Here is a 26088-nt window from a genome sequence, read left to right on the forward strand (position 1 = left end):
TGCGCGCAACAAGGGGCGCTTGGATGACGGTGGACGGATCTGGAGAGGATCTCCGGAACGAAAAATCGTGCGCCCAGGCAAACGCCGAGATGGCCGATGCTGAGATGGCCGAGGGTGAAATGTTGTCCGAACGATCCGAGAGCGACGCACCGCACGATGAGACGAGCCGACGAGACCCGCGCGAAGCTGCGACACTGACGCCGCAAATTCGCGACCGGATCGCCGTTCAACTCCGTGCGATGTACGATTCCGTGGCGAGCCAGCCGGTGCCGGACCGTTTCGCGGACTTGATCGCGAAGCTCGACGCGACCGAGCGCGACGCGTCCTGACTGCTTTCTTACTTGTTATCGCCTGTAACGAAGAGGGCCGCCCCGATGGGGCGGCCCTTGTCGTGTCGACCTTCAGGACTCGAAGGTCAGAGTGTCGGCGAACGACCGCGCATCAGGCCAACGACGGCCGAAATCGCGAAGAGGACGATCGCGACGAAGAACACGAGCTTCGCGGCTTCCATAGCGGTGCCGGCAATACCGCCGAAACCGAGCAGAGCCGCCACGAGAGCGACGACGAGGAAAGTGACGGCCCAACCGAGCATCGCTGTAATCCTTCTAAAGCTCCGGCACGTCCGAATGTCCGTGCTGATGATTGCCTACAAAACGCCAAGTTTGAGCTTCGGTTCCCAGGATCGTAGCCATTCTGTCGCAGCCGGATGCAACCTGCGGTAAGGAGGAACGGTCGGCACCGCCCGGCGTTCGTGGAAGGGTCAGAGGTGCCATATCTGAGGTGAGCGATGCCGGCTTTCGGGTTCAGGACTGCACGTAAGCCTGCGCGCTCGATCGTAGGCGCCATCCCCGCACGTGTGTCGGCACTCAAGTCGGGATTGGGTAAGACGATCTCCGACCTTGTGGCCAACATCGTGCGCGGCCTTGGCCCGGCACCGGTGCTTCAGCCCATCCCGGTGCGCGTGCGCGACCGGCGGCGCCATCAGCGTTGAGAGCGGGATAGACTGCTTTAAAGCCGTGAGGCGCGCGCGAAACTAGCGGAGAGGCCGGTAAAACCGGTGTTTAGTCCGTTAATCAGTTGTTTACCGGTATTGCCCTGCCTCTTATCACACGCCTAATCCGACGGCTGAGGCGAATCGGACGGGGGCGGGCGTGCGTCAGGTTTTGGGACGCCGGGATGGTCTATTCCGGCGTGTCGCCGTGGCCGTGAAGAGCGGCCTCTCCGCCGGCCAGAGCCGTCGCAGGCTCGTCGGCCCGGCCGTGGCCGGTCTCGTCCTTGGCCTCGGCTCGGTCGCTGTCGGGTCGTCTCTCGTGCAGGCCTCAGAGCGGGATGGGGTCGCAGGCTTCTTCGAGATGCTGTTCGGCGGCGGCGCTCCGCGTCAGGTTGAACTGCGCCCGCCGCCTCAGCCGACCCGCTACAATGCCCTGCCGCCCCATAGGCTCGACCGCACGCCCAGACGGGTCGTCCACACGCCGCGGCCGGAAGCCTTCCGCTTCGCCACGGTCGAGCGCCGCAGCCGACAGAAGCCCGAAATCGCCCTATCGGCCAGCGGGGATACGACCGTCTGCGTCCGCCGCTGCGACGGCTATCTCTTCCCCCTCGGGACGCTGCACGATCGCACGGACCTGCCGGTCCACCGCAGCGCCTGCGCCGCCGCATGCCCGAACGCGGCGACGGACGTCTTCACGCTGGCGGCGGGGGAGACCGAACTCGAACGCGCCATCGGCCCCAACGGCAAACCCTACCGGGCTTCGGCCTCCGCCAATGTCTACCGCCAGAGGCGGGTGGCGGATTGCTCGTGCCAGCCCCTCGGGCGAGCGACCCGTGCTTCGCTCGAGAGTGATACGACCCTTCGCCCCGGCGATATCGTCGCCACGGGCACGAGCGCGCAGGTCGTCACCCGCATCCGCGCCGGGCGTGTCGACATGCAGGATTACCGCCGCGCCGCCATCGGCAAGGCCGAGGTTCGGGCGATCGAGGCGCGGGTCGGCACGATCCGCCGGGAAGCCGCCGCCCGCAGCTTCCGCCAGCAGCTCAGAGCGGCCGAGCGTACGCCGAGCGTGGTTCAAGTGGCGGGTGCGGGCGACGGCTTCATTCCGGTGCGCGCGAGCCTGCGCGTCGTCTCGCCCTCGCCCTACCTCCGCTGATCGCGACGCTCCGGCACCACCGCGCTAGGTCATTGCTTTCGCCGCATTTTCTTACGCCGAACCGGCATCCACTTCGGCGGAAAATGCTTTAGATGCGGCCCATGGCAGAGACCGACGATACCAATCCCGTCCTCAACCCGGCCATGCCGGAGCCGGGGCACTTGGAAGCGGTCGCACCGCTGATCCGGCGGCGGGTCGCCGGCAATCGTGGCCCCTTCACCGCGACCGGCACCTGCACCTACGTAGTCGGGCGCGACCGGGTGGCGGTGATCGACCCCGGCCCCGACGATCCGGCCCATCTCGATGGTCTGCTCGCGGACCTCTCAGGCGAGACGGTGGAGGCGATCCTCGTCACCCATACCCATCGCGACCATTCGCCGGGCGCCCGCCGCCTGAAGGAGGCGACGGGTGCGCCGATCCTCGGCTGTGGCCCGCACCGCGCGGCGCGCCCGCTCGGCGAGGGCGAGACCCCGGCCCTCGACGCCAGCGCCGACCGGGAGCATCGTCCCGACCGGGAGATGGCGGAGGGCGATACGGTCACGGGTCCGGGCTGGACGCTCACGGCGGTCGAGACACCCGGCCACACGATGAACCACCTCGCCTTCGCCTTCCCGGAGGCGGACGCGCTGTTCTCGGGCGATCATGTGATGGCGTGGTCGACGACGGTCGTCGCACCGCCCGACGGGCAGATGCGGGCCTACATGGACTCCCTCGACAAGCTGCGCGCCCGCGGCGAGGCGACCTACTGGCCCGGCCATGGCGGGCCGGTGCGCGACCCCAACCGGTTCGTGCGCGGCTTGGCCGGGCATCGCCGCCAGCGGGAGGCAGGCATCCGCAACCGGCTCGCGGCGGGCGATGAGCGTATCGCCGAGATCGTGGCGGCGGTCTATCAGGGCCTCGATCCCCGCCTGCGCGGAGCGGCGGCACTCTCGGTCTTCGCGCATCTGGAGGATCTGGTCTCGCGCGGGCTTGCCCAATCCGACGGCCCGCCCCTCCTGCACAGCCGCTATTTCGCGGCGAGCGCCAAGTTCGACACGTCGTCCAGATAGGCACGGATGCGGTCGGCATTGCCGCCGAAGTCGCGGTTGCCGAGGCGCGAGGCCGAGCGGACGTCGATCCGCGCCCCGTCCGCACGGGGGCGCACCCGCACGGTCACGTCGTCCGGCAGGTTGAGGACGAGGCCACGCGCGATGGCGTCGATGCGCCCCTGGCCCATCCGCCCGCCGGGCCGGATCGCTTCCACGATCTGCCAATGGCGCTTCAGCGCTGCCTGCCGGGCGAGCTCGAAGGCTTGGTCGGCATCGATGTCGAGGGTCAGCGGCGCGATCTGCGGATAGGCCTTGCGCTGCGTGTCCCGCGCCGCGCGGCCGGGATCGGGGGGCAATCGCCCGTCCCGCGCGGCGAAGGCGACGCGCGAGCGCGAGAAGGATGGTGGCAGGTCCGGATCGGTCGAGATGTCCGAGAGCGCGGGCAGCCGTGCCCCGCGCAAGCCCGCATAGGCCGGATAGGCCAGTACCAGAACTGCGAGCAGCAGGCCGCCCAGCGCCGCCCCGAGGCCGCGGGCGCCCTCCTGCCAGACCCGCACGAAAGCGAAGATCGCAGCCAGGATCGCCAACACCGCGACGCAGAGCCCCGCCGCCAGCGCCACCAGCGCGGCCGACACGTCGGCACGGGGATCCCGCACGATGAGCAGGGCGATGCCCGTGGCGAAGAGGGAGAAAACCGCGAGGTGCCGGGCCAGCGGGCCAGCATGGGTCACGGGGTCCTCGACGAGCAGGCGACGCATGGATTTCCCTGGGGCACGTCGCGGCCCGCTCATGACGGCCGCCACGGAGCCGATCGCTCGGCAGTCGTCTTACGCGGGCGCGCGGCGCCCGGCCAGCCCGCTAGGGCGCGTAGGCGCGTATGGCGGCGGGAAGCCCTACGGCTTCGGGGGGCTGGAGGATGCTGCGCATCCGGGCGAGCGTCGAGGAGGCCCCACCCGGCTCCGGCATCTCTCCACGCTGGGCCTGTGTGGTCACCGCATCCCACGGCCCCGCGATGGCGATGCGCACCGTGCGCGCGCCCTCCATCGCCTGCCGGGGGGCGAGCAGCGCCATCATGTCGAGGCGCTGATCCGGCAGAGAGACCTGACCGCGCAGGGTCGCCGCGACGCCTGCTCCGCGCAGGTCCGCCTCGGTGATCTCGCCGATCCCGTCCGCGAAACGCAGGGCGATGGCCGCCCGCTCGAAGCCGGTGCGGCCGTTACGCCGCGCCAACGCCCCCGGCGCGAGGCCGCCATTGCGATGAATCACATCCGTCAGGTCCAGCCCCGAAAGGGCGCCGCCCTCGATGGCCACGCTCGCCCGGCCGCCGATACCGGAGACCAGCGCCGCCACGTCGCGGCCATGGCTTTCGAGGGCGAACTGGCCCTGGAGCGGGCCGGTGACCCAACGGCTTCCGCCGAGATCGCTCATTAGCCCGCCGAGATCGACCTGATCGATGCCGCCCTGCGCCTTCATCTCCGTCTCGGACGGATCGATGCCGCGCATCAGGGTGAGACGGCCCTTCACCACACCGTCCTTGAGCCGGGCGCGGTTGACCGCGACCTCCACGGCGGAGTCGCGCACGAGCACGCTCGCCGCGAGATCCTGCAGAACCAGGGGACCCACCTGCCCCTCCGTCGCCGACATGCGCAGGTCGAGATCACCCCGGCTGAGCGGCGCCAGGGCGACGGACGAGCCGCCATCTTCGAACAGTTTCACCAGCGCGCCGACCAGGGGCGCCAGATCGATCCGGTCGGCGGCGAGCGTGGCCTGCGCGGAAAGGCGGGGATTGTCGCCGCCGCTGAGGGCGAAGCCCCCTGCCCCCTCCATCACGGCGTTGCCCGCGCCGACCCGCAGAACCGGCCAGGACACCGTCCGGCCCTGCGCCTCGAAGGCGCCTTCCAGACTGAAGGCCCCGGTGAGGGGGAGAGCGGCGCGTCGCGGCCGATCCAGGCCAGGGTCTCGGGCAGGGAATTCGTCTGGAACCGGGCGCGGCCCGATAGCGAGGGCGATCCGGCGGCCTCGGCGGGCAGGAGCGCCGTGCCGTCGAAGGCGAGTCCACCGCCGGGCCACGTCGCCTCGGCGGCGAAGGGGCTGCGCTGCCCCTCGAACAGGTCGGACGGCCGCAGCCGCGTCAGCGCGATCCTGGCCGGCACGCCGCGCCACGTCAGATGCGCCTTCGCCTCGACCGCGCCGCTCCAGAACGGCCACGCGACGTCGAGGCCGATATCCTTGATGTCCGCCCCCTCCCCGAGGGTCGCCCCGGACAGGGTCAGGCGGGGTGGATGCTGTCCGCCCCCGGCCACGCCCTCGCGGATCCGCGCCAAGGGCCGAGCCCAGGCGGCGCGCTCCGCCGAAAGCGTGCCGCCGTCGAAGCGCAGCCCGCCCACGGGGGAGCGGCCGGTGAGGAACGCCAGCGGGTCGATCTCGGCGGTGAGGTGTCGGCTCTCGATGAGGGTCGGGCCGCTCGCATCGGCGATGCGCACCTGTGCCAGGGAGAAGGACGGGAAGGGCAGCAGCCGCAGGGAGGCCTGGCCATCGGCCGTAAGCGTCAGGCCGTAGGTGGACAGGGGCCGTTGAGCGAAGGCGATGGCCTTGCGGCTCTCCACCGGCCAGTCGCGCAGGCCAAGCCCGGCGAGGGCAAGGGCGCCGATGGCGAGGAGGAGGATCGGGCGGCGCGGCGACATCGGGCTCCGGAGGCACCGCAGACGCGCCGCGGCCAGCCGGCCGGCGCGGCCCGCTGGGGCTCGTCGAGTAGCCAATCACTTAATCCTTTCCACGGCTTTTGTATGCCCGTGCGACATTTTCGGTGCGGGAAGCTGTGGGTTGCCGCGCGTGACGGATCGGCCGGGCTGCCGCTCCGGGCACTGGACCCGGCGCCCATAATCGGGGACAGCAGGCCCGGATCATGCTTACCGGCTCGGCAGAAGCCGACGGGAGGAAGGACGGTTCGATGCGGAAGGTTCACAAGGGTCCGACGGAGGCGCTCGCCGGTCTCCTGCGCGACGACATGATGATCATGTGCGGCGGTTTCGGTCTGTGCGGCATTCCCGATGAGCCGATCGACGCGGTGCAGGCATCGGGCGTGAAGGGCCTGACCATCGTCTCCAACAATGCGGGCATTGACGGCGTCGGCCTCGGCAAGCTGCTGGAAACCCGGCAGGTCGCCAAGATGATCTCGTCCTATGTCGGCGAGAACAAGGAATTCGCCCGCCAGTATCTCGGCGGCGAACTCGAGATCGAGTTCAACCCGCAGGGCACGCTGGCCGAGCGCATCCGCGCGGGTGGCGCGGGCATCCCGGCCTTCTTCACCAAGACCGGCTTCGGCACCAAGGTGGCCGAAGGCAAGGAGACCCGCCAGTTCGACGGCGAGGATTACGTGATGGAGCGCGGCCTGTTCGCCGACCTCGCCATCGTCCACGCCCATACCGGCGATACCGAGGGGAATCTGCGCTACCGGATGACGGCGCGCAACTTCAACCCGATGATGGCGACCGCCGCCAAGGTGACCGTCGCGCAGGTCGAGCATCTCGTGCAGCCGGGTGAGATCGACCCCGACACGATCCACACCCCCGGCATCTTCGTGAAGCGGATCATTGCGGTGAACACGGGCGAGAAGCGCATCGAGCAGCGCACCACCCGCAAGCGCAACGACGCGACCCCGGCCGCAGCGGCCGGCGGCGGCACCCACTGATCGCAGGAGAGGAGACCACCATGGCCTGGACCCGCGAGCAGATGGCGGCGCGCGCCGCCAAGGAGCTGGAAGACGGCTTCTACGTGAATCTCGGCATCGGCATCCCGACGCTGGTATCGAACTACATCCCCGACGGCATGTCGGTGCAACTGCAATCCGAGAACGGCATGCTCGGCATGGGCCCCTTCCCCTACGAGGGTGAGGAGGACCCGGACCTGATCAACGCCGGCAAGCAGACGATCACCGCCCTGCCGACGACGAGCTACTTCTCCTCCGCCGATTCCTTCGGAATGATCCGGGGCGGGCACATCAACCTGTCGATCCTCGGCGCCATGCAGGTGGCCCAGAACGGCGACCTCGCCAACTGGATGATCCCCGGCAAGATGGTGAAGGGGATGGGCGGCGCCATGGACCTCGTGGCGGGCGTCAAGCGCGTCGTCGTGGTGATGGAGCACGTCGCCAAGAACAAGGACGGCAGCGAAAGCGCCAAGCTCCTGAAGGCATGCGACCTGCCGCTCACCGGCACGCATGTGGTCGATCTGGTGATCACCGATCTTGGCGTCTTCACCATCGACAAGAAGGGCGATGGCGGCATGACGCTGATCGAACTCGCCGACGGCGTCAGCGAGGACGAGGTCCGGGCCAAGACCGAGGCCGAGTACAAAGTGGCGCTGAAATAGGGAAGGTATCCCCTCTCCCCGCATACGGGGAGAGGGGATGACGGGCAATTACATCGGCGGGGTCAGACCGTCCTTGCCGACCGCGACCAGCTTGCCGTCGATCTTGCCGCTGGCCTTGTCGACCACGGCGAAGACCTTGGCGCCCGGCTTGAGGGCGCTGGCATCCGCCGGCTCGAAGGCCACGATCGGGGCCGAGGACGGGACGACAATCTGCTTCGAGCCATCGTTGCCGTAGCTAACCGTGAGGGTCCGCTCGCCACCCGCAGACTTGTCGGCCTTCACCGTGCCATTGGTCATGGCGCTCTTCACCTTCGGGCCACCGGCCGACTCGGCCTTCACGGTGCCGTTGGTCATCGCGCTCTTCACCTTGGATCCTGCTCCGGCCGTGTGGTCGGTGATCGCATCCCAGGCGTAGTGACCCTCGCCCGTGCCGCGCATGGATTCGGGGAACAGCACGACCTCGAGCGCCGTCATCGGGTTCTCACCCTTGGTGGCCGTGCCGATGAAGGTACCTTCCTTGATCTGGTCGAGGCTCGACGGCACGACGGACACGACCTTGGCCGAGCCGATATTCAGCGTCTCGTTGCCGCCGTCGGTCTTGAGGGTGAGCGTGCCACCATCGGCCTTCTCGATCGTGCCGCGCACGCGTTCCAGCGCGGAGGCTGCGGAGACGCCTGCAAGGCTGATGAGACCCACGGCGGCGAGGCGGGCGAAACGGCTCTGAACGGTCTTCATATGATGTTCTCTCCGGTGAAGGGACGATAGGTTTCGGGGACCGGACCGGTCACATCGGCGGGGTGAGGCCGTCCTTGCCGACGGCGACGCGGGTGGCGGTGACGGTTCCGTCCTTGCGGGTGGCGACGACGAACACCTTGGCACCCTGACTGAGGGCCGTTCGTGCGGCCGGCTCGAAGGTTACAACCGGCGCGGACGCGGGCACGAGGATCGTGCTCGATTGACCGCTGCCGTAATGGACCGTGAGCGTCTTGGTGCCGTCCTTGCCCGCCGCATCGGCCTTCACCGTGCCGTTGGTCATGGCGCTCTTGACCTTCGGATGGGCGGCGCTGCCCGTGGTCTCGGCCTTGACGGTGCCGTTGGTCATGGCGCTCTTCACCTTGGCGCCCCCGGCGGTCGTGTCAGCGATCTCGTCCCAGGGATATTGCCCCTCGCCCGTGCCGCGCATCGCCTCGGGGAACAGCACGACCTCAAGGGCGGTCATCGGGTTCTCACCCTTGGTGGCCGTGCCGATGAAGGTGCCTTCCTTGATCTGGTCGAGGCTCGCCGGAATCACCCAGGACACCTTGGCATCGTCGGCCAGCGCCACGCGCTCGCTCTTGCCGTCGGAGGTCTTCACCGTGATCGCGTTGGGCTCGACCGTCTCGATCGTCCCGCGCAGGCGCTCGGGCGCGGCGGCTTGGGCGAGGCCCGTCAGCCCGATCAGCGCGGCGGCGGCGAAGCCGGCAAGAGTCTTTCTCGCGGGTGTCGTCATGAAGCATGTCCTGGCTACGGGCCCGGAACATGGCGCGCTACGGCACGACGACAAGCTTGTGCGCGATTGATCTGTGCAGCCTCGTCAAGCTCGGCCGTCTTCGGTCCGCTCGCAATGGCGGAACGGGCAAAAAAGGGGCGGCGCCCAAGGCACCGCCCCCTTTCGATTTTTGATCGTCCCAGACCTTACGCTGCGAGCGAACGCAGCACGTAAGGCAGGATGCCGCCGTTGCGGAAGTATTCGAGCTCGTCGAGCGTATCGATGCGGCAGGTCAGCGGAACCTGCTTCACCGAACCGTCGGCGGACTTGATCTCGGCGGTCAGCGTCTGGCGCGGCTTCAGTTCACCCGCGAGACCCTTGATGGTGACGGTCTCGTCACCCTTGAGGCCGAGGGAATCCCAGCTCGTCTCGCCCTGGAAGACCAGCGGGACGACGCCCATCCCGACGAGGTTCGAGCGGTGGATGCGCTCGAAGCTCTCGGCGATCACGGCGCGGATGCCGAGCAGCTTGGTGCCCTTGGCCGCCCAGTCGCGCGAGGAGCCGGTGCCGTACTCCTTGCCCGCGAAGACGACCAGCGGCGTGCCCTGCGCGGCATATTTCTGCGCCGCGTCGTAGATGAACATCTTCTCGCCCGTGGGCTGGAACAGCGTGTAGCCGCCCTCGACCACGTTGCCCGAAGCGTCGCGGACCATCTGGTTCTTGATACGGATGTTGGCGAAGGTGCCCCGCATCATGACTTCGTGGTTGCCGCGGCGCGTGCCGTACTGGTTGAAGTCCTGCACCCGCACCTGATGCGACTGCAGATACTCACCGGCAGGCGAGGCCGCGCGGATGTTGCCGGCGGGCGAGATGTGGTCCGTCGTGATCGAGTCCTGGAACAGGCCGAGGATGCGGGCACCCTCGATGTCCGTGACCGGCGCCGGGGTCTTCTGCATGCCGACGAAGTAGGGCGGGTTCTGCACGTAGGTCGAGCCGCCGTTCCAGGCGAAGGTCTCGGCCTCCGTCACCTCGACGCCCTTCCAGTTCTCGTCACCGCCGAACACGTCGGCGTAGCGGCTCTTGAACAGCTCGGAGGTGATGGTCTGCTCGATGAAGCTCTGGATCTCGGCGGCCGAGGGCCAGATGTCCTTGAGGTAGACCGGCTGCCCATCCGAACCGGTGCCGAGCGGCTCCTTGGCGAGATCGACCTGCATCGAACCAGCGAGAGCATAGGCGACGACGAGCGGCGGCGAGGCGAGGTAATTCGCCCGCACGTCGGGGTTCACGCGGCCTTCGAAGTTGCGGTTGCCCGAGAGCACGGCGGCGGCCACGACGTCGTTGTCGTTGATCGACTTCGAGATCGCCGCAGGCAGCGGGCCCGAATTGCCGATGCAGGTCGTGCAGCCGAAGCCGACGAGGTTGAAGCCCAGCGCGTCCAGGCTGTCCTGAAGACCGGCCTTGGCGAGGTACTCGGCCACGACCTGCGATCCGGGGGCGAGCGAGGTCTTCACCCAAGGCTTGGAGCGCAGGCCCTTGGCCACCGCGTTGCGGGCGAGGAGCCCGGCGCCGATCATCACGCTCGGGTTCGAGGTGTTGGTGCAGGAAGTGATCGCCGCGATCACCACGTCACCGTGGCCGATGTCGAAGTTCGTGCCCTCGACCGGGAAGCGACCGGAGATATCCCCGCCCTTCTTGAACTCGGTCTGCATGGAGGAGGCGAAGCCGGACTTGGCATCGGCCAGCAGAACCCGGTCCTGCGGGCGCTTCGGGCCGGCGAGCGACGGCTGCACCGTGCCCATGTCGAGTTCGAGCGTGTCGGTGAAGACCGGGTCGGGGGTCTTCGCGTCGCGCCACATGCCCTGGGCCTTGGCGTAGGCCTCCACCAGGGCGATCCGGTCGTCGGCGCGGCCGGTGACCTTCAGGAAGTCGATGGTCTTCTGGTCGACGGGGAAGAAGCCGCAGGTGGCGCCGTATTCCGGGGCCATGTTGGAGATCGTGGCGCGGTCGGCCACCGCCATGTCGTCGAGGCCGGGGCCGTAGAATTCCACGAACTTGCCGACCACGCCCTTCTTACGCAGCATCTGCGTGACGGTGAGCACGAGATCGGTGGCGGTGGTGCCCTCGGGCAGCTTGCCCGACAGCTTGAAGCCCACGACCTCGGGGATCAGCATGGAAAGCGGCTGGCCGAGCATGGCCGCCTCGGCCTCGATGCCGCCGACGCCCCAGCCGAGCACGGCGAGGCCGTTCACCATCGTGGTGTGCGAGTCGGTGCCGACGAGCGAATCGGGATACGCGATCTCCTCGCCGCCTTCCTTCTTCGTCCACACGGTCTGCGACAGATATTCGAGATTCACCTGATGGCAGATGCCGGTGCCCGGGGGCACGACGGAGAAGTTGTCGAAGGCCGACTGGCCCCACTTCAGGAAGGTGTAGCGCTCGCCGTTGCGGGCATATTCGAGGGCGACGTTCTCGTTCAGCGCCTTCGGGGTGCCGAACTCATCGACGATGACCGAGTGGTCGATCACGAGGTCGACGGGAACGAGCGGGTTGATCTTCTGCGGGTCGCCGCCGAGCGCCACCATCGCATCGCGCATGGCCGCAAGATCCACCACGGCCGGAACGCCAGTGAAGTCCTGCATCAGCACGCGCGAGGGGCGGAAGGCGATTTCGACCTCGGCCTTGCCCTTCTGGTCGAGCCAGCCGACGGCAGCCTCGACGTCGGCCTTCTTGACCGAGCGGTCATCCTCGAAGCGCAGCAGGTTCTCGAGCAGCACCTTCATCGAGAAGGGCAGCGAGGCAGCCGACCGCAGGCCGTTCTTCTCGGCCTCGGGGATGGAATAGTAGGTATAGGTCTTGCCACCGGCGCTCAGCGTCTGGCGGGCCTTGAAGCTATCGAGAGATGCCACGGCTGGTCGTATCCTCGCTGCGAATTGATCGAACACGCGCAGGCATAACCCGCGCCACGAAGGTGTTCGGCCTGTGAAGCGCCCGACGGGCGCGCGCCGCCCCGGGAGTGCCCGGTTCGAACGAGGCGCGGGGGCGATTTGGACGCCCTGAATGCCGCGCGGCGCAGCCGCGGCCCGTATAGAACGTTTCGAATGTGCCCGCTACCGGCACGTGATGACAGGTCCGGGAGGCTGTCGTTCGCCTGACGCGCTCGCCACGAAGCGCGACGTCATCGCGAGCGCAGCGAAGCGACCCAGAGCAGCGGGCCACCTCTTGGCTTCGCGCGTCCCTGGATTGCTTCGCTGCGCTCGCAATGACGGTTTCGGGTCAGGCAAGGGAGGACGCGTCCCTACCCCCGCTGCGCCCGCGCCAGACCGTCCTTGAATTTGTTCGGCGAAGCCGCCAGCCGACGCAGGGCCGCGACATTGGCTGCCGCTTCCTGCTGGCCCATGTCCTGGCGCAACACCGTCTCCGCCTCGTCGTACCGGCCCTTCAGGCCCAGCACGAGGGCGAGGTTGGCGCGGACCTTGGCATCGGCGCCGGGCTGGGCCGCCGCCTGACGCAGGGTTTCCTCGGCGCGGTCGAGATCGCGCGAGAGCGCGTAGGACAGGCCGAGATTCGACAGGAGCGACGGCTCGTTCGGGCGGATCTTCAGCGCCGCCTCGTAGAAACCCTGGGCGCGGGCCTGATCGCCCATCTGCGCCGAGGCCGAGCCTTCGGCGGACAGGATGCGCCAATCGGGATTGGCCGGGGTGTGGGCGTTCGAGAGGACCTCGAGGGCCTCGCGATAGCGCCCGGCCTCCACCAGTGACTTGCCGTAGGCGCCCAGGATCACCGTGTCGCGCGGGTTGCGGAGTGCGGCCTGCTGCAGCACGGCGCTGGCCTGGGTGATCTGGTCCGTCGCGCGAAGCGCCCGCGCATAGCGGAAAGCGGTGCGGGCGTCGCCCGGATTGGCCTTATAGGCTTCGGCGAGACCGTCGAGATCGCGCCGCGCCGAGGCGGCCGCCGAGTCAGCGGTGCGGGCGGGCCCGATCGAGCCCGTCGTCTCGGGCCCGGACGAGGTGTTGCAGGCGCCGAGCGTCACGGCGAGGCCGAGGATGGCGACACCGCGGAGGAGAAAGGGGGCCGGGGTCATGTCACGCTCCGCGCGAGGCTCATGGCGATGGCGGGCCGGGCGAGGCGGATCGCCCTTCTCCGTGCCGTTGCCTCGGTGGTAGATCGTTAAGCCTAACCCTGGGTTAAGGGCGCGCCGAAGGGCTCGCCCGGCGAGGTCGAGACCATTCATGAGCCACTCCGTTCCCGAGGCCAGAGCGATCGCGGCACTCCTGCCTGCCGGCACGCCCGCCATCGCCGTGACGTGCCTGCGCGCGAGCGACTGGGAGGAAGGCCTGAGCGCGGCTGAACGGGCTTTCGCCCGCGCGACCGGCTTCTCCGGCAAGGCGGGCACCGTCGCCTACCTGCCAGGGCCGGACGGAAGCGTGGCGCGGGTGCTGTTCGGCCTCGGGGACCCGGAGGCGTCGGGCGCCGACCCGCTCATTGCCGGTCGCCTCCCGACACTGCTTCCGGTCGGCGCCTATCGGCTCGAAGGCGCGCCGGACGCCTCCGCTGCGTCCCTGGCGTGGCTTCTCGGCAGCTATCGCTTCGGCCGCTACCGGAAGGGGGACGCCGCTAAGGCCAGCCTCGTCACGCCGGAGGGCGTCGATGGTGCGGAGGTAACCCGCATCGCTGCGGCGGTGGCCATGGGCCGCGATCTCGTGAACACCCCGGCCAACGACCTCGGCCCCGCCGAGATCGAGGCCGCCGCGCGGTCGCTCGCGGAGAAACACGGCGCGGCGATCCGCGTGGTGCAGGGTGAAGAATTGGCGCGCGAGTTTCCACTGGTCCACGCCGTGGGCGAGGCATCGACGCGCCCTCCCCGCTTGATCGACCTCACCTGGGGGCCCGAGGATGCGCCGCGCGTCACGCTGGTGGGCAAGGGCGTGGCCTTCGATACGGGCGGGCTCGACATCAAGCCCTCCTCCGCCATGCTGCTGATGAAGAAGGACATGGGCGGCGCCGCCGTCGCCCTGGCAGCCTCCGACATGGTGATGGGCGCAGGGCTCCGGCTGAGCCTGCGTCTCCTCATCCCGACCGTGGAGAATGCGGTGGCGGGCAACGCTTTCCGCCCCGGCGACGTGCTGCGCAGCCGCGCCGGGCTTACGGTCGAGATCGGCAACACCGATGCCGAGGGACGCCTGATCCTGGCCGACGCCCTCACACTCGCGGAGGCCGATCAGCCCGACCTGATCCTCGATTTCTCGACCCTCACCGGCGCGGCCCGCGTCGCGCTCGGCCCCGATCTGCCAGCCTTCTTCACGGAGGATGAAACCCTGGCGCGGGAGGTCGCGGAGGCGGGGGCGCAAGCACACGACCCGATCTGGCGCATGCCCCTGCACCAGCCCTACGCGTCGATGCTCGACTCGAAGGTGGCCGACCTCAACAACGTCTCGAACGGCCCCTTCGCCGGGGCGATCACGGCAGCCCTGTTCCTGCGCCGCTTCGCCCCCAAGACGAAGCGCCACGGCCATTTCGACCTCTACGGCTGGAACCCATCCACAAAGCCCGGTCGCCCCGAAGGCGGCGAGGTGCAGACGGCACGGCTGGCCTACGCCTTATTGAAGGGGCGCTACGGGGGGTGAGGCAGCGCCAAAGCCGGTTACAACTTTAAGAGCCATTTCCCAAGCGGTTGGGTTTTGATAGGGATCGGCCATGCCGGTCGTCTATCGCTTCGATGGGTTGCGAGTGGTCATTTACCCGAACGACCACCGTCCCGCCCACGTGCGCGTGAAGGGGCAGAGGGTGAGGCTGTGTTCATTCTGCATTGTCCGGATGGACCGCCGAGCCTCCGCGAAAGTTTTGGCTTCAACCGTCGTGATCTCAACCTGATCATTGATGAGTTGGGGCGGGCGCTTGATGCCCTGTGCGCACATTGGAGGGCCATTCATGGCCGTCACTGAACGGGACATCCAAAAGGCCGAGGAGCAGATGGACGCTCTGCAGCGGAACGGCTTTGCCCTCTCCGCACGATACGATTCAGATGCCGATCGAATCGTGATCGAACTCAGTACGGGCGTGCAGGTCGCCTTCCCGCCGCGCCTCGCCGAAGGACTGGCGGATGCGGATCCCGGCGACCTCGCCGTCATCGAGATCAGCCCGTCAGGTCTCGGTCTGCATTGGCCTGCGCTCGACGCCGATCTCTACGTACCAGCCGTTCTTCAGGGCATTTTAGGCTCGAAGGGCTGGATGGCGGCTCAACTCGGCGCTGCCGGAGGCCGTGTACGCTCTGCCGTGAAGGCCGCGAGCGCGCGGGAAAACGGTCGCAAGGGCGGCCGACCGCCAAAGGCGGCTGCGAACTAGCTCTCCACCGGCAGCCCGGCCTCGATCAACCGCGCCCAGAGCGCGGCCCCGTAGGGGGCGGCCTCGTCGTTGAAATCGTAGAGCGGGTGGTGCAGCGAGGCGCTGTCGCCGTTGCCGATGAACATGTAGGCGCCGGGGCGGCGGCCGAGCATGTAGGAGAAATCCTCGGCGGTCATCATCGGCGCGACCGCCCGGTCGACCTGCTCCGGCCCGACGAGGGATTCGGCGACGCCTGCCATGAAATCCGTCTCGGCGGGGTGGTTCTCGGTGACGGGGTAGCTCGCGCCGTACTCGACGCGGCCCGTCGCCCCGAAGCCCGCCGCGATCTCGCCGACCAGGGCTTCGAGCCTTGCCTTCACCTGCGTGCGCACCGCCTGGGACAGGGTGCGCATCGTGCCGCGCATGGTCACGCTCTGCGGCAGGACGTTGAACGCCTCGCCCGCATCGAGGGCACAGACCGAGACCACGGCCGATTGCAGGGGATCGAGGTTGCGGGAGACGATTGTCTGCAGGGCGATGATGACGTGGCTCGCCACCAGCACGCTGTCGATGGCGTTCTGCGGCAGGGCGGCGTGGCCGCCGCGCCCCTCGATGGTGACGATGAACCGGTCTGTGGAGGCCATGATCGGCCCCGGCCGTACGGCGAAGGTGCCGACGGCCATGCCAGGGACGTTGTGCATCCCGTAGACCGATTCGATGCCGAACCGCTCCATCAGCCCGTCATCGACCATCGCCTCGCCGCCGCCCCCGCCCTCCTCTGCGGGCTGGAAGATCAGCACGGCGCTGCCGTCGAAATCGCGCGTGTCCGCGAGGTATTTCGCGGCGCCGAGCAACATGGCCATGTGCCCGTCATGCCCGCAGGCGTGCATCTTGCCGGGAACGGTGGAGCGATAGGGCAGATCTCGCACCTCCTGGATCGGCAGGGCGTCCATATCGGCGCGAAGGCCGATGGCGCGGTTCGAGCGCCGTCCACGGCCCCGGACGACCCCCACCACACCCGTGCGGCCGATGCCGGTGGCGACCTCATCGCAGCCGAATTCCCGCAGGCGCTCGGCCACGAAATCCGCCGTGCGCTCCACGTCGTAGAGCAACTCCGGATGGGCATGGAGCGTGTGCCGCCATGCCTTCATGGGGCCGGACAAGGCTTTGATGGGTGGGGGGACGGGCATGCCGGCCTGGATCCGTTGGAGACGCGTCCTCAAAGCCCGAGCAAGCCTAAGGCCATATGCCGCGTCAATCCGAAACCCGTCGGCGTGGAGCCTTCGTCCTCAGCGCAGGAGCGGGAGTTCCGGCGGCGAGGTCGTCGAGGATCGGGCAATCCGGGCGCTCGTCGCCGCAACAATCGGCCGATAGGCGCTCCAGGCTGCGCGCCATGCCCTCCAGGGCAGCGATCCGGTGGCGAAGCTCCGCGATCCGCGCCTGGGCGATCGCCTTCACCGCCGCGCTCGGCCGCGCCCGGTCGCTCCACAGGGCCAGCAGTTCCGCGATGGCCTCCACGTCGAAGCCCAGATCGCGGGCGCGGCGCACGAAGTGCAGCGTGCGGATGTCCGCCTCGCCGTAGTGCCGATACCCGGCGGCCGTGCGGCGGGCGGGGGGCAGGAGACCCCGCGCCTCGTACCAGCGGATCATCTTGGCCGAGACGCCCGTGAGCCGCGCCGCCTCGCCGACCGTGACGAGGCCCTCGCTCACGCCGCCTCCCCGGCGCGGCGCAGGCGGAGAGCGTTGCCGAGCACGAACAGGCTGGACAAGGCCATGGCTCCCGCCGCCAGGATCGGCGACAGGGAGGGTCCGCCGAAGGGAACGAGCAGCCCCGCCGCCAGGGGAATGAGCGCGGCATTGTAGGCGAAGGCCCAGAACAGGTTCTGGCGGATATTGGCCATCACCGCCCGCGACAGGGCGAAGGCCGCGCTCAACGCCTCCGGTGCCCCGGACATCAGGACCACGTCCGCGCTTTCCACGGCGATGTCCGTGCCCGTGCCGATGGCGAGGCCGACATCCGCCTCGGCCAGGGCCGGAGCGTCGTTCACCCCGTCGCCGACAAAGGCCACCGGCCCATGGGCCTCGCGGAAACGCTTGACCGCCTCGGCCTTGCCGCCAGGCAGGATGCCCGCCGCCACCTCCGCGATGCCGAGCCCGGCCGCGACCTTGGCGGCGGCACCGGGATCGTCGCCCGTCACCATCGCCACCGTGAGTCCCCGCGCGCGCAACGCCGCCACCGCGTCCCGCGCGCCGTCCTTGACCGGATCGGTCACGGCGAGCGCCGCCGCATGGCGCCCGTCGAGGACGAGATGCACGGGGCTGAGGCCCGCGCCGGACCAAGCTTCCGCCTTCGCGGCAAGCGCAGGGTCGCGAGCGATACCCAGCCGGTCGAGGTAGCGCAGGGCCCCGACCGCGACGGCGCGGCTCTCGACCCGGCCCGAGACCCCGAACCCCTCCACGGCCTCGAAAGCCTGCGCCTCTGGCAGGTCCAGGCCGCGCCCCCGCGCCGCCGCGATGATTGCCCCCGCGAGGGGATGCTCGGATCGTCCTTCGAGCCCCGCCGCGAGGCGCAGCGCCTCGTCCGGGGACAAGCCCGCGACGGTCTCGCTCCCGGCGAGCACCGGGCGTCCTTCCGTGAGGGTACCCGTCTTGTCGAGGGCGACGACCCTCACCCGTTCCAATCCCTGCAACGCGGCGCCATCGCGGAACAGAACGCCTTTCTCCGCCGCCCGGCCGGTGCCGACCATGATGGCTGTGGGTGTGGCGAGGCCCATGGCACACGGGCAGGCGATGATGAGCACGGCCACGGCGTGGACGAGGGCCGGGCCGAGGGCGGGCGCCGCGGCGAGGAGAAGCCAGCCGAGGAACGTCGCGACGGCAAGGCCGATCACAGCGGGCACGAACCGGCCAGTGACGCGATCGACCAGGGCCTGGATCGGCAGCTTGCCGCCCTGCGCCCGCTCGACCATAGCGGCGATCTGCGCGAGCACCGTCGCAGCCCCAACAGCGCCGACCCGCAGGTCGAGACTGCCGCCGCCGTTGAGGGTGCCGCCCACCACCGCCGCGCCGGGCGACTTCCGCACGGGAGCGGGCTCGCCCGTCACCATGCTCTCGTCCACGCGGCTCTCGCCTTCCACCACCGTGCCGTCGGCGGCGATGCGTTCGCCGGGGCGGACGCGAACCACATCCCCCACCGCCAGCGCGGACAAGGGAACCTCGCGCTCGGCGCCGTCGCGGATCACCCGCGCCATCCTCGGTGTCAGGTCCATCAGCCGGGCAATGGCTTGGCCGGTGCGGCCACGGGCGCGGGCCTCCAGCGTTCGCCCGAGCAGGATCAGGGTGACGATGACGGCGCTCGCCTCGAAATAGAGGTGGGCCGCCCCCTCCGGCATGATCTGCGGCGCCAGCGTCGAGACCAGCGAGTAGAGGTAGGCTGCGCCCGCGCCGAGGGCGACGAGGGCGTTCATGTCCGGGTGACCCCGGAACAGGCCGGGAAGACCCGCCGTGAAGAAGCGTCGCCCCGGCCATGCGAGGACAAGGGTCGCGAGCACCGCCTGTACGAGAGCGGCGCCCTGCCCGTGAGCAAATGCCGGAAGGCCGTGACCGGCGAGATGCCCGCCCATGTCGAGCACGACAATGGGGGCCGTGAGAAGAGCGGCGATCCCGAAATCCCGCCGCAGGTCCCGCGCCTCGGCCTCGCGCCGCTCAGCCGGATCCACCGTGGCCGCGTCGGAGGGCAGAAGCGCCGTGTAACCCGCTGCCTTCACCGCCGTCGCGAGGTCGGCAGGGGCGACGACGCCCTCGCCGTGCCGCACCAGCGCCTGCCCGGTCGCGAGGTTGACGCTCGCCTCCGTGACGCCGGGAACGGCGGCGAGCGCCTTCTCGACCTTGCCGACGCAGGAGGCGCAATGCATCCCCTCGATCGGCAGCGTGGTCTCGGCCGTGGCGACGGGGTAGCCTGCCTTCTGAAGCGCGGCGGCGACCTCGGCGGGCGCATGATCTCGCGTGAGCGCGAGGCTCGCCCGCTTGGTGGCGAGATTCACCGACACATCGCTGGCGCCGGGCAACCCGGCCAGAACCCGCTCGACCCGCGACACGCAGCCCGCGCAGGACATGCCCTCGACGGGCAGACTCAGGCGGACGGATTCAGGCTCGGGGGAAGGGGTGATCGTATCCATGCCCCCTCAGATGGGGGTTCCCATCGTGGGAAGGTCAAGGGCGGATGGGCTGCGCCGGGGACCGCAGGGCACGTCGCGGCGCGTGCCGGTTGCCGGTTGCCGGTTGCCGGTTGCCGGGGCGGAACTCGACGGAGTCCGCCCCGGCCATCGGCACGATTACGACTGAGACTTGAGATAAGCGATCAGATCGGTGAGCTTCTTGTCGTCGTTGATGCCCTGGAAGATCATCTTGTTGCCGGGCACCTTGGCCTTCGGGTTCTTCAGCCATTCACGCAGATTGGCTTCGTCCCAGGTGAGGCCGGAATTCTTGAGGGCGGCGGAGTAGGCGTAGCCCTCGTAGGTGCCCGCCTTGCGGCCGACGACGCCCTTCAGATCCGGACCGACACCATTCTTCTGGAAGTTGTGGCACGCCTTGCACGGCGCAAAAGCCTTCTCACCCGCCGCCACATCGCCAGCGTCTTGAGCGAAAGCCGGCGTTCCCATCAAAGCGACGACGATGGCGCCGAACGTAGCTGACCGCATCATTTGCCCTCATGTTATCACTGGGCGTTGCGACGCCGCTCGCTTGCCGACCGCGCGTTCAGCGAGCCTCTGGCTGGCCGGGCACGCGGGGTGACAAAGACGATGCGTTGTTCGCATGCCAGGGAATAAACGGACGCCCACCCCACTTATTCCGGCCCGCGGCCATCATTCTTCGGAATGGCTCAAAAAATGCGGCTCCAGGCTCTGTCGTGCAAGGGGGAACCCGGCCCGATCATCGAGGGAGCAGGACCGAGCGATGCCACCGCTGACGATCTACGGCAATTCCGGCTCCGGCAACTGCCTCAAGGTGAAGTGGGTCGCCCAGCATCTCGGCCTTCCCTTCGTTTGGGAGGAGGTCGACGTGCCGGCGGGGGGCACGCGCACGCCCGCCATGCTCGCCCTCAATCCCGCCGGGCGCGTGCCCTTCGTGGTGCTGCCCGGCGGCGAGGTGCTGTCCGAGTCCAATGCGATCATCGCCTATCTCGCGGAGGGCACGGCGTTGATTCCGCAGGCGGCTCTGGCGCGGGCGCGGATGCTGCAATGGATGTTCTGGGAGCAGTACAGCCACGAGCCGTACATCGCCGTGCGGCGCTACCAGCTTCATTATCTCGGCCGTGACCCGGCCGACCTCGATCCCAAGCTGAAGGAACGGGGCGAGGACGCCCTGCGGCTGATGGAGGCGAGCCTCGGCCGGGCGCCCTACCTCTCGGGCGACGCCTTGAGCCTCGCGGATATCGCCCTCGTCGCCTACACGCGCATGGCGCATGAGAGCGGCTTCGATCTCGCTCCCTACGAGCGGCTTCGCGACTGGATCACCCGCGTGGAGACCGGCCTGGGGATCGGGCCCTACGCCTGAGCGGCGGGACGCGCTCTCAAGTTCAATCCCGGTCCAAGCCGGCCCGGTATTCGGGCAGGCTCACACGCGCCGTCGTCCCCTGGCCGACCTCGCTCTCGATGGTGAGGCGGCCCCGGTGGCGGCGCAGGCTATGCTTCACGATGGCGAGGCCGAGCCCGGTGCCGCCGCGGGCACGGCTCGACGCGACATCGACCCGGTAGAACCGCTCGGTCAGCCGGGGGATGTGTTCCGGCGCGATGCCGGGACCCTCGTCGCAGACCGTCAGTACGATTTGGGGACCGTGCCGCGATTCCTCCTCGCGGGTCAGGCCGACGCGGATTTCGCCGCCACCGTATTTCACGGCGTTCGCGATCAGGTTCTCGATCACGCGCGTGAGTTCGTCGGCATCACCCTGCACGCGGAAGGGGCCACCGTCCTCGATCAACACCACGCTCGCGTCACGGGCGGCGGCCAGCGGCGCCTGCGCTTCGACCATCTGCCTCGCCAATGCCCCGAGATCGACCAACGTGGTCGGCGCGACGTGCTCGCGTAGCTCGATCCGCGACAGGGAGAGCAGGTCGTCGATCAGCCGCCGCATCCGCTGCGCCTGGACGCGCATGATCTCCAAGAACTTCTCGCGCGCGGCGACATCGTCCCGTGCAGGCCCTTGAAGGGTCTCGATGAAGCCGAGGAGCGAGGAGAGCGGCGTGCGCAACTCGTGGCTGGCATTGGCGACGAAATCGACCCGCATCGCTTCGAGCCGGTGGGCGGAGGTGAGGTCGCGCAGGAACAACACCGCCCCCGCACCGGAGCCGTCCGGCACTTGAAGCCCTCCCACCTGGATCTCGAACGACCGCTCCAGGGGCACGCGAATCTCGTAAGCGACGCGCTGCGTCGGGCCGCCATTTAGTACCGCCTCGACCGCATCGGTGATCTCGGGGTCGCGCAAGGCGAAGGCCAGGGGATGGGACAGGTGCAGGGTCGGCAACAGCGCCCGCGCGGCGGGGTTGGCTTCCAGAACGCGGGTGCGCCGGTCCACGAGGATGACCGGATCGGGAATGTGGGCGAGCAGCGCTTCAGCCACGGCGTGGCGCGGGGTGCCCGCGACAGGCCGGGTCGGCGGTAGAGTCCGCCGACGCCCTGCGACGAGCCCGCCGAGGGCGATGGCGACGAGGCCCGCGAAGGCCCCTACGACCCCGAGGCTCCCCTCCCAAAGGAGGAAGGCGATGAACGCTGCCCCGGTGATCGCGGCGCCGCTCCAGGCCGCAGGCCTTCGAGGATCGTCGATCACGGGCAGGTCTCCCGGTCAGCCTTCGCGCTGATCCGGCCAGGACTTCCCGGAGGGTCCGGCTGTGCCTTCGGGCGGCCCGGACGACCGCTCCCGGTCGCTGGCGCCACCCGCCCGCTTCACGATCTCGTAGAGGCCGAGCATCGCGAGCGCGGTCACGAACGGCACGACGTAATAGCAGCCCCGGAACAGGAGCAGCGAGGTCAGCACCTCGTTGCGCGGCAGGCTCGACAGGGCGAGCAGGATCGTCGCCTCGAACACACCGATCCCGCCCGGCGCGTTGGAGGCGATGCCGAGCATCGCCGCCAGCACGTAGATGGCGAGGAAGGTGGTGAAGCCGATCCCGGTCTCCTGCGGCAGGAGCACGTAGAGCACCGCCGCCGCCGCGCAGACGTCGCCGATGCCGACGATCATCTGGCCGATGGAGACCGAGGCGCCCGGCAATTCGAGCCGCCATTGCTTGACCGTGACATGCCGACGCTTAGCCGAGACCCAGGCGAGGTAGCCGAGCACGGTGAGGAGCGCGGCGAAGCCGACGCCCTGGTTCAGTTCGATGGACGTGAAGGCGAGACCAGCGAGTTGCCCCGCCTCGATGATGAGGGACAGGCCGAGCACGACGCCCATGCCGAGCCAGAACGTGAATCCGGCGATGACCGTGAGCGCGGCGATCTTGGACGCGGAGAGACCCTGCCGGGCGTAGATCCAGTAGCGGATCGTTCCTGCCGTCAGCAGGGGAAAGCCGAGGGTGAAACTCACCGCATAGCTCGTGAACGAGGCGAGCGCGGTGATGCGGTAGGGTACCTTGATGCGCAATTGCCGGAGGGCCAGCGCATCGTATCCGGTGAGGAACAGATAGCTGATGCCGACGAAGAAGAAAGCGAGCCCCAGTTGAGTCGCCGACGCCTTATCGAGCGCGCCACGCACCTCCGCCCAGGAGACGCTCTGGACGAGCTTGTACAGCACGAAGATGGAAACGCACGAGATGACGATACTCGCGATTGTGCCGATCCACGCATAGCGGCTGCGACGGGTTGATTTGCCCGTATCGCCCTGCGACGTGCCCTCCTCGACCGGCTTGGCCGAGGCGACATCGTCCCGATGTTGCCCCTGGAAATTCATGCGGATCGGCGTCCGTCCCCTCGCTCGCGTGGGCAGGGCGGGTTCGAGGCCGCAGGGTGAGAAGCCCCTTGCCGGATCACCCGGACCGCGGCCCGTCGCCCGCCATGTAAGCCGAACACCCGCTCATGGCCAGCGAGGCCGTATGCGCTGTGCGCGATCACGATGCGAAATAAGACGGCAGACCGTGCCTTCATCCCCCACAGAGGATGTCCGCGGCCTCCGCAAAGCCGCGTCGGATCCTGGCGGGCACCTCGGGCGAGGTGCACACATAGGTCGGGCTCGGATGCGGGATCGCGATCACCGGCAGGCCGGGCCGCAGAGTTGCCAGCACCGGAGCGCACCCGCCCGCGAAGCGACCGGCCAGCACGACGACCACAAGATCGGGCAACAGCGCCAGGAGCGGAGCGAGATAGGGCTCGGCCGCTCGTGCCTCGGACCGGCGCGGGGCGCGGTTGAGGGCGCCGGGGGCGTGGATCACCCAGGGCACCGCGTTCCAGATAAGCGTATCGCGCCGCGCGATCCCGGCCTCGCGCAGGAAGCGGAACAGGTTGGCGGCCGTGCCGTTCGCGCTGTCGCGGGTGACGAAGCCGGTGCGAAGCACCATCGGGCCGGGCGTTTCGAGGAGCAGCAGAAGCCGCGCCTCCACGCCCCCGTCGAGGGGATCGGGGTCCGGCACCGGAGCCCCTTGCTCGGCGGCGATGGCGCGGGCGAGAGCCCGGATCGGCGCCACGTGAGGCAAATCGACGAGCGCCCGTCGCGCGGCGAGAGCCGCTGGATCCGCGAGACTTTTCGGGGCCTCGGGCTCAGGGGGCATCGCGAGCCGGGAACGGCTCCGGCAATCGTCCTGACAAGCGGTAACGTTCGATCCCCGCTTCCCGCATCAGACGCTCGGCGAGACCGTTCCGTCCGCCGAACTGGAAGCCGATCTGGCTCGCATAGGCGGCGCAGGCGGAAAGCTTGCGCGACTGCGACCTCTCGTCGAGGGCGAAGGCGCGCGGCGTCAGATCCGAGAAGAGGGGAGCCAGCGGCTCCTTCGGATTCGCCTCGCGCACGGTATAGGGAAAGTCGCGCCACCACAGCATGGGCTGAGCGGGCGTGAGGCTTCGCAGGGCGCGCACGACCTGCACGTGATCGACATGGCCGCCGACCGCCTGGGGCACGAGGATCAGGTCCGGCGCTTCCGCCCCGATCAGGTCGGCGAAGGCGGGGGCGAGGTCCCGGTCGATCCCGTCGTCCGGATGGACCTCCGAGAAGAGTTCGGGCGCGGAGCCGTAGCCCCGGTGCGGCGCCTCCCGGAAGGGCAGGTGCACGGGGGCGGCGATCCCGAGTTCCCGTGCCGCCGCCCCGTCCTCGGCCCGGCGCAGGTCCATGTAATCGACCTCCGGCGCGAGGCCCTTGTCGAGCTGGCAAGCCAGGGCGAAACCCTTCGGATCGGTGACACTCTGGGTGAAGACCGTCGCCATCACCACCCGCCACCCCCCGGAGGCGAGCGTCGCGAGGAGCCCGCCCGCCGAGAAGGCGGCATCATCGAGATGGGGCGAGAGGGCGAGCGCTGTCGGCATCGTTCAGAGCAGGTGCGGCTCGGCGCGGAAGCGGCAGGACGGGTCGAACGGCAACTCGTCCGGTACGTCCTGGGCGGGGTTCTCGTGCAGAACCTGCCCGTAGACGTTCATGATCTGCGCCCCCACCGCCTGCCAGGAATAGACCCGGCGGCATTCCTCCAGCCCGGCGGCGGCGATACGGTGGCGTAGGGCGCCATCTTCGACGATCCGGGTCAGGTTGGCGGCGAGCGCAGGGATGTCCCCGGGATTCGTGAGGAGACCGTTCTCGCCGTCGCGCAGGCAATCCGACACGCCGACCGCGTGGCAGGAAACTACCGCCAGGCCCGCCGCCATGGCCTCCAGGATCGTGTTGGAGAAACCCTCCGCATAGGTCGGAGAGGCGAAGACATCCGCATCCCGATAGAGCGCGGGCACGGTCTCGTACTCGGCATAGCCGGTGAAGCGGATCGCCTCCGGCCCGAAGCCGTGCTGCTCGGCCAACGCCTTGGCCGGATCGACATCGGGACCGATGCCGGAGATCGTCGCGGCGAAGGGCGTGCCCTGATCGCGCAGGATCGTCAGGGCCTCGATGAAGTCGAGCACGCCTTTCCGGCGATCGACCCGGCCGTGATAGAGCATCCGGATCGGGCCGGAATGCGCCTCGGGCAAGCCGTCCTGCGTGCCTTGTGCGAACCGGGCCGTATCCACTGCCCCGGGCACGATGGTGAACCGGGCCGGGTCGGAGCCCAGCCGGTCGCAGACTTCCTTTACGAAGGATGTGCCGCCGATCAACAGGGCGTTGGCGTGGTCGAGGACGGCGCGCATGCCGAGGCGATGCGTCTCGCAGCACGAGCCGACCCAGTGGCCGTCGCCGCCCTGGATCGAGACCACGTTGGGCACGCCGAGCCGCTTCGAGGCGAGCAGCACGGCATAGCCGGTCGGGTAGCCGTACTGCGCGTGCAGGATGTCGAAGGGCTTCTTGCCGTGCTCGGCGCAGATGGTGTCGACCATCGTGTCGATGTCGCGCTCGAAATCGCCGCTGGTCTGCTCGCCGAGTTGTTCGAGCCCGATCACCGTCACGCCCGGCACGGTCGGGGGCGGCCCCCCGCCATAGACGCGGGTGCCGAACGCGTCGCCCCGGTATTGCGAGACCATGGTGACGTCGTGCCCGGCCGAGACGAGCTCTCGCAGCAGGTTCTGCGCGTAGACGCTCATCCCGGAAATGGCCGGAAAGTAGCGACGGCTGAGGAAGAGGATTCTCATTGGGTCG

At 69.0% G+C, this 26088-nt stretch carries 25 protein-coding genes; 8 read left to right on the forward strand and 17 right to left on the reverse strand.

Annotated features, from left to right (window positions below; translation table 11 throughout):
- The first annotated feature begins 104 nt into the window (after positions 1-104).
- Complete coding sequence (locus tag ACFQE0_RS03410) at positions 105-329, forward strand: NepR family anti-sigma factor (RefSeq protein ID WP_378967064.1); 225 nt, start codon at positions 105-107, stop codon at positions 327-329.
- 86 nt (positions 330-415) lie between these two features.
- Here ACFQE0_RS03410 and ACFQE0_RS03415 read toward each other — a convergent pair whose 3' ends face one another.
- A complete protein-coding gene (locus tag ACFQE0_RS03415; protein ID WP_007568853.1) occupies positions 416-592 on the reverse strand; it encodes a DUF1328 domain-containing protein in 177 nt (58 codons plus the stop codon).
- A gap of 559 nt (positions 593-1151) precedes the next feature.
- Between ACFQE0_RS03415 and ACFQE0_RS03420 the strand changes: the two genes are divergently transcribed.
- Together ACFQE0_RS03420 and ACFQE0_RS03425 are read left to right on the forward strand one after the other, a co-directional pair.
- Positions 1152-2147, forward strand: coding sequence for a DUF2865 domain-containing protein (locus tag ACFQE0_RS03420; RefSeq protein ID WP_378967066.1), 996 nt, complete (start codon positions 1152-1154; stop codon positions 2145-2147).
- A gap of 101 nt (positions 2148-2248) precedes the next feature.
- Complete coding sequence (locus ACFQE0_RS03425) at positions 2249-3196, forward strand: MBL fold metallo-hydrolase (protein WP_378967068.1); 948 nt, start codon at positions 2249-2251, stop codon at positions 3194-3196.
- Here ACFQE0_RS03425 and ACFQE0_RS03430 read toward each other — a convergent pair.
- The 3 genes from ACFQE0_RS03430 to ACFQE0_RS03440 all read right to left on the reverse strand — a co-directional run bounded on the left by ACFQE0_RS03430 (position 3154) and on the right by ACFQE0_RS03440 (position 5859).
- Positions 3154-3933: a DUF1499 domain-containing protein gene (locus ACFQE0_RS03430; protein ID WP_378967070.1), complete on the reverse strand. Its 780-nt coding sequence runs from the start codon at positions 3931-3933 to the stop codon at positions 3154-3156. The two genes, ACFQE0_RS03425 and ACFQE0_RS03430, sit on opposite strands and share 43 nt — an antisense overlap.
- 100 nt (positions 3934-4033) lie before the next feature.
- A complete protein-coding gene (locus tag ACFQE0_RS03435; protein ID WP_378967073.1) occupies positions 4034-5044 on the reverse strand; it encodes an AsmA family protein in 1011 nt (336 codons plus the stop codon).
- The gene (locus tag ACFQE0_RS03440) at positions 5002-5859 is read right to left on the reverse strand and encodes an AsmA family protein (protein WP_378967075.1); all 858 of its coding nucleotides are present in this window, start codon (positions 5857-5859) and stop codon (positions 5002-5004) included. Before ACFQE0_RS03440 ends, ACFQE0_RS03435 begins: the two co-directional genes overlap by 43 nt.
- A 266-nt stretch (positions 5860-6125) precedes the next feature.
- Between ACFQE0_RS03440 and ACFQE0_RS03445 the strand changes: the two genes are divergently transcribed.
- Positions 6126-6866, forward strand: coding sequence for a CoA transferase subunit A (locus ACFQE0_RS03445; RefSeq protein WP_378967077.1), 741 nt, complete (start codon positions 6126-6128; stop codon positions 6864-6866).
- Between the two features lie 20 nt (positions 6867-6886).
- Positions 6887-7546 carry a 3-oxoacid CoA-transferase subunit B gene (locus ACFQE0_RS03450; protein WP_378967080.1) on the forward strand — a complete coding sequence of 220 codons (660 nt, stop codon included), beginning with the start codon at positions 6887-6889 and terminating at the stop codon, positions 7544-7546.
- A gap of 48 nt (positions 7547-7594) precedes the next feature.
- On the opposite strand, the gene ACFQE0_RS03455 is transcribed toward ACFQE0_RS03450, so the two are convergent.
- The 4 genes from ACFQE0_RS03455 to ACFQE0_RS03470 form a co-directional block, all read right to left on the reverse strand.
- Positions 7595-8281 (reverse strand): metal ABC transporter permease, encoded by a 687-nt coding sequence (locus tag ACFQE0_RS03455; RefSeq protein ID WP_378967082.1) that lies wholly within the window; start codon positions 8279-8281, stop codon positions 7595-7597.
- Positions 8282-8330: 49 nt separating this feature from the next.
- Complete coding sequence (locus tag ACFQE0_RS03460) at positions 8331-9035, reverse strand: metal ABC transporter permease (RefSeq protein WP_378967084.1); 705 nt, start codon at positions 9033-9035, stop codon at positions 8331-8333.
- Positions 9036-9220: 185 nt separating this feature from the next.
- Positions 9221-11920, reverse strand: a complete 2700-nt coding sequence (gene acnA, locus ACFQE0_RS03465) for an aconitate hydratase AcnA (RefSeq protein ID WP_378967086.1) — start codon at positions 11918-11920, stop codon at positions 9221-9223.
- A 389-nt stretch (positions 11921-12309) separates the two neighbouring features.
- A complete protein-coding gene (locus ACFQE0_RS03470) occupies positions 12310-13095 on the reverse strand; it encodes a tetratricopeptide repeat protein (protein WP_378967089.1) in 786 nt (261 codons plus the stop codon).
- A gap of 148 nt (positions 13096-13243) precedes the next feature.
- On the opposite strand from ACFQE0_RS03470, the gene ACFQE0_RS03475 reads away from it, so the two are divergent.
- Positions 13244-14638: a leucyl aminopeptidase family protein gene (locus tag ACFQE0_RS03475; protein WP_378967091.1), complete on the forward strand. Its 1395-nt coding sequence runs from the start codon at positions 13244-13246 to the stop codon at positions 14636-14638.
- A 304-nt stretch (positions 14639-14942) separates the two neighbouring features.
- Positions 14943-15356 (forward strand): DUF2442 domain-containing protein, encoded by a 414-nt coding sequence (locus tag ACFQE0_RS03480; RefSeq protein ID WP_378967093.1) that lies wholly within the window; start codon positions 14943-14945, stop codon positions 15354-15356.
- Here the strand turns inward: ACFQE0_RS03480 and ACFQE0_RS03485 are convergent.
- From ACFQE0_RS03485 to ACFQE0_RS03500, 4 genes are all read right to left on the reverse strand, one after another.
- Positions 15353-16525, reverse strand: coding sequence for a M20 aminoacylase family protein (locus tag ACFQE0_RS03485; protein ID WP_378967096.1), 1173 nt, complete (start codon positions 16523-16525; stop codon positions 15353-15355). The two genes, ACFQE0_RS03480 and ACFQE0_RS03485, sit on opposite strands and share 4 nt — an antisense overlap.
- Before the next feature lie 64 nt (positions 16526-16589).
- Positions 16590-17045, reverse strand: coding sequence for a Cu(I)-responsive transcriptional regulator (cueR, locus tag ACFQE0_RS03490; RefSeq protein WP_378967098.1), 456 nt, complete (start codon positions 17043-17045; stop codon positions 16590-16592).
- Complete coding sequence (locus ACFQE0_RS03495) at positions 17042-19513, reverse strand: heavy metal translocating P-type ATPase (RefSeq protein ID WP_378967100.1); 2472 nt, start codon at positions 19511-19513, stop codon at positions 17042-17044. The genes cueR and ACFQE0_RS03495 overlap by 4 nt, the downstream gene beginning before the upstream one ends.
- Positions 19514-19669: 156 nt before the next feature.
- The gene (locus tag ACFQE0_RS03500) at positions 19670-20035 is read right to left on the reverse strand and encodes a c-type cytochrome (RefSeq protein WP_378975239.1); all 366 of its coding nucleotides are present in this window, start codon (positions 20033-20035) and stop codon (positions 19670-19672) included.
- 256 nt (positions 20036-20291) lie between these two features.
- Between ACFQE0_RS03500 and ACFQE0_RS03505 the strand changes: the two genes are divergently transcribed.
- Positions 20292-20891, forward strand: a complete 600-nt coding sequence (locus tag ACFQE0_RS03505; protein WP_378967103.1) for a glutathione S-transferase family protein — start codon at positions 20292-20294, stop codon at positions 20889-20891.
- 22 nt (positions 20892-20913) lie between these two features.
- Here the strand turns inward: ACFQE0_RS03505 and ACFQE0_RS03510 are convergent, their stop codons facing one another.
- From ACFQE0_RS03510 to ACFQE0_RS03530, 5 genes are all read right to left on the reverse strand, one after another.
- On the reverse strand, positions 20914-22161 hold the full coding sequence (locus ACFQE0_RS03510; RefSeq protein ID WP_378967105.1) for an ATP-binding protein: 1248 nt from the start codon (positions 22159-22161) through the stop codon (positions 20914-20916).
- 15 nt (positions 22162-22176) lie between these two features.
- Positions 22177-23277 carry a lysylphosphatidylglycerol synthase domain-containing protein gene (locus ACFQE0_RS03515; protein ID WP_378967108.1) on the reverse strand — a complete coding sequence of 367 codons (1101 nt, stop codon included), beginning with the start codon at positions 23275-23277 and terminating at the stop codon, positions 22177-22179.
- A gap of 190 nt (positions 23278-23467) precedes the next feature.
- Positions 23468-24091, reverse strand: coding sequence for a uracil-DNA glycosylase (locus ACFQE0_RS03520; RefSeq protein WP_378967110.1), 624 nt, complete (start codon positions 24089-24091; stop codon positions 23468-23470).
- On the reverse strand, positions 24081-24839 hold the full coding sequence (locus tag ACFQE0_RS03525) for a PIG-L deacetylase family protein (RefSeq protein ID WP_378967112.1): 759 nt from the start codon (positions 24837-24839) through the stop codon (positions 24081-24083). Before ACFQE0_RS03525 ends, ACFQE0_RS03520 begins: the two co-directional genes overlap by 11 nt.
- A 3-nt stretch (positions 24840-24842) precedes the next feature.
- Positions 24843-26081, reverse strand: coding sequence for a glycosyltransferase family 4 protein (locus ACFQE0_RS03530; protein WP_378967115.1), 1239 nt, complete (start codon positions 26079-26081; stop codon positions 24843-24845).
- Positions 26082-26088 lie beyond the last annotated feature (7 nt).

It is taken from the genome of Methylobacterium komagatae (assembly GCF_042661665.1).
Classification (GTDB): Bacteria; Pseudomonadota; Alphaproteobacteria; order Rhizobiales; family Beijerinckiaceae; genus Methylobacterium; species Methylobacterium komagatae.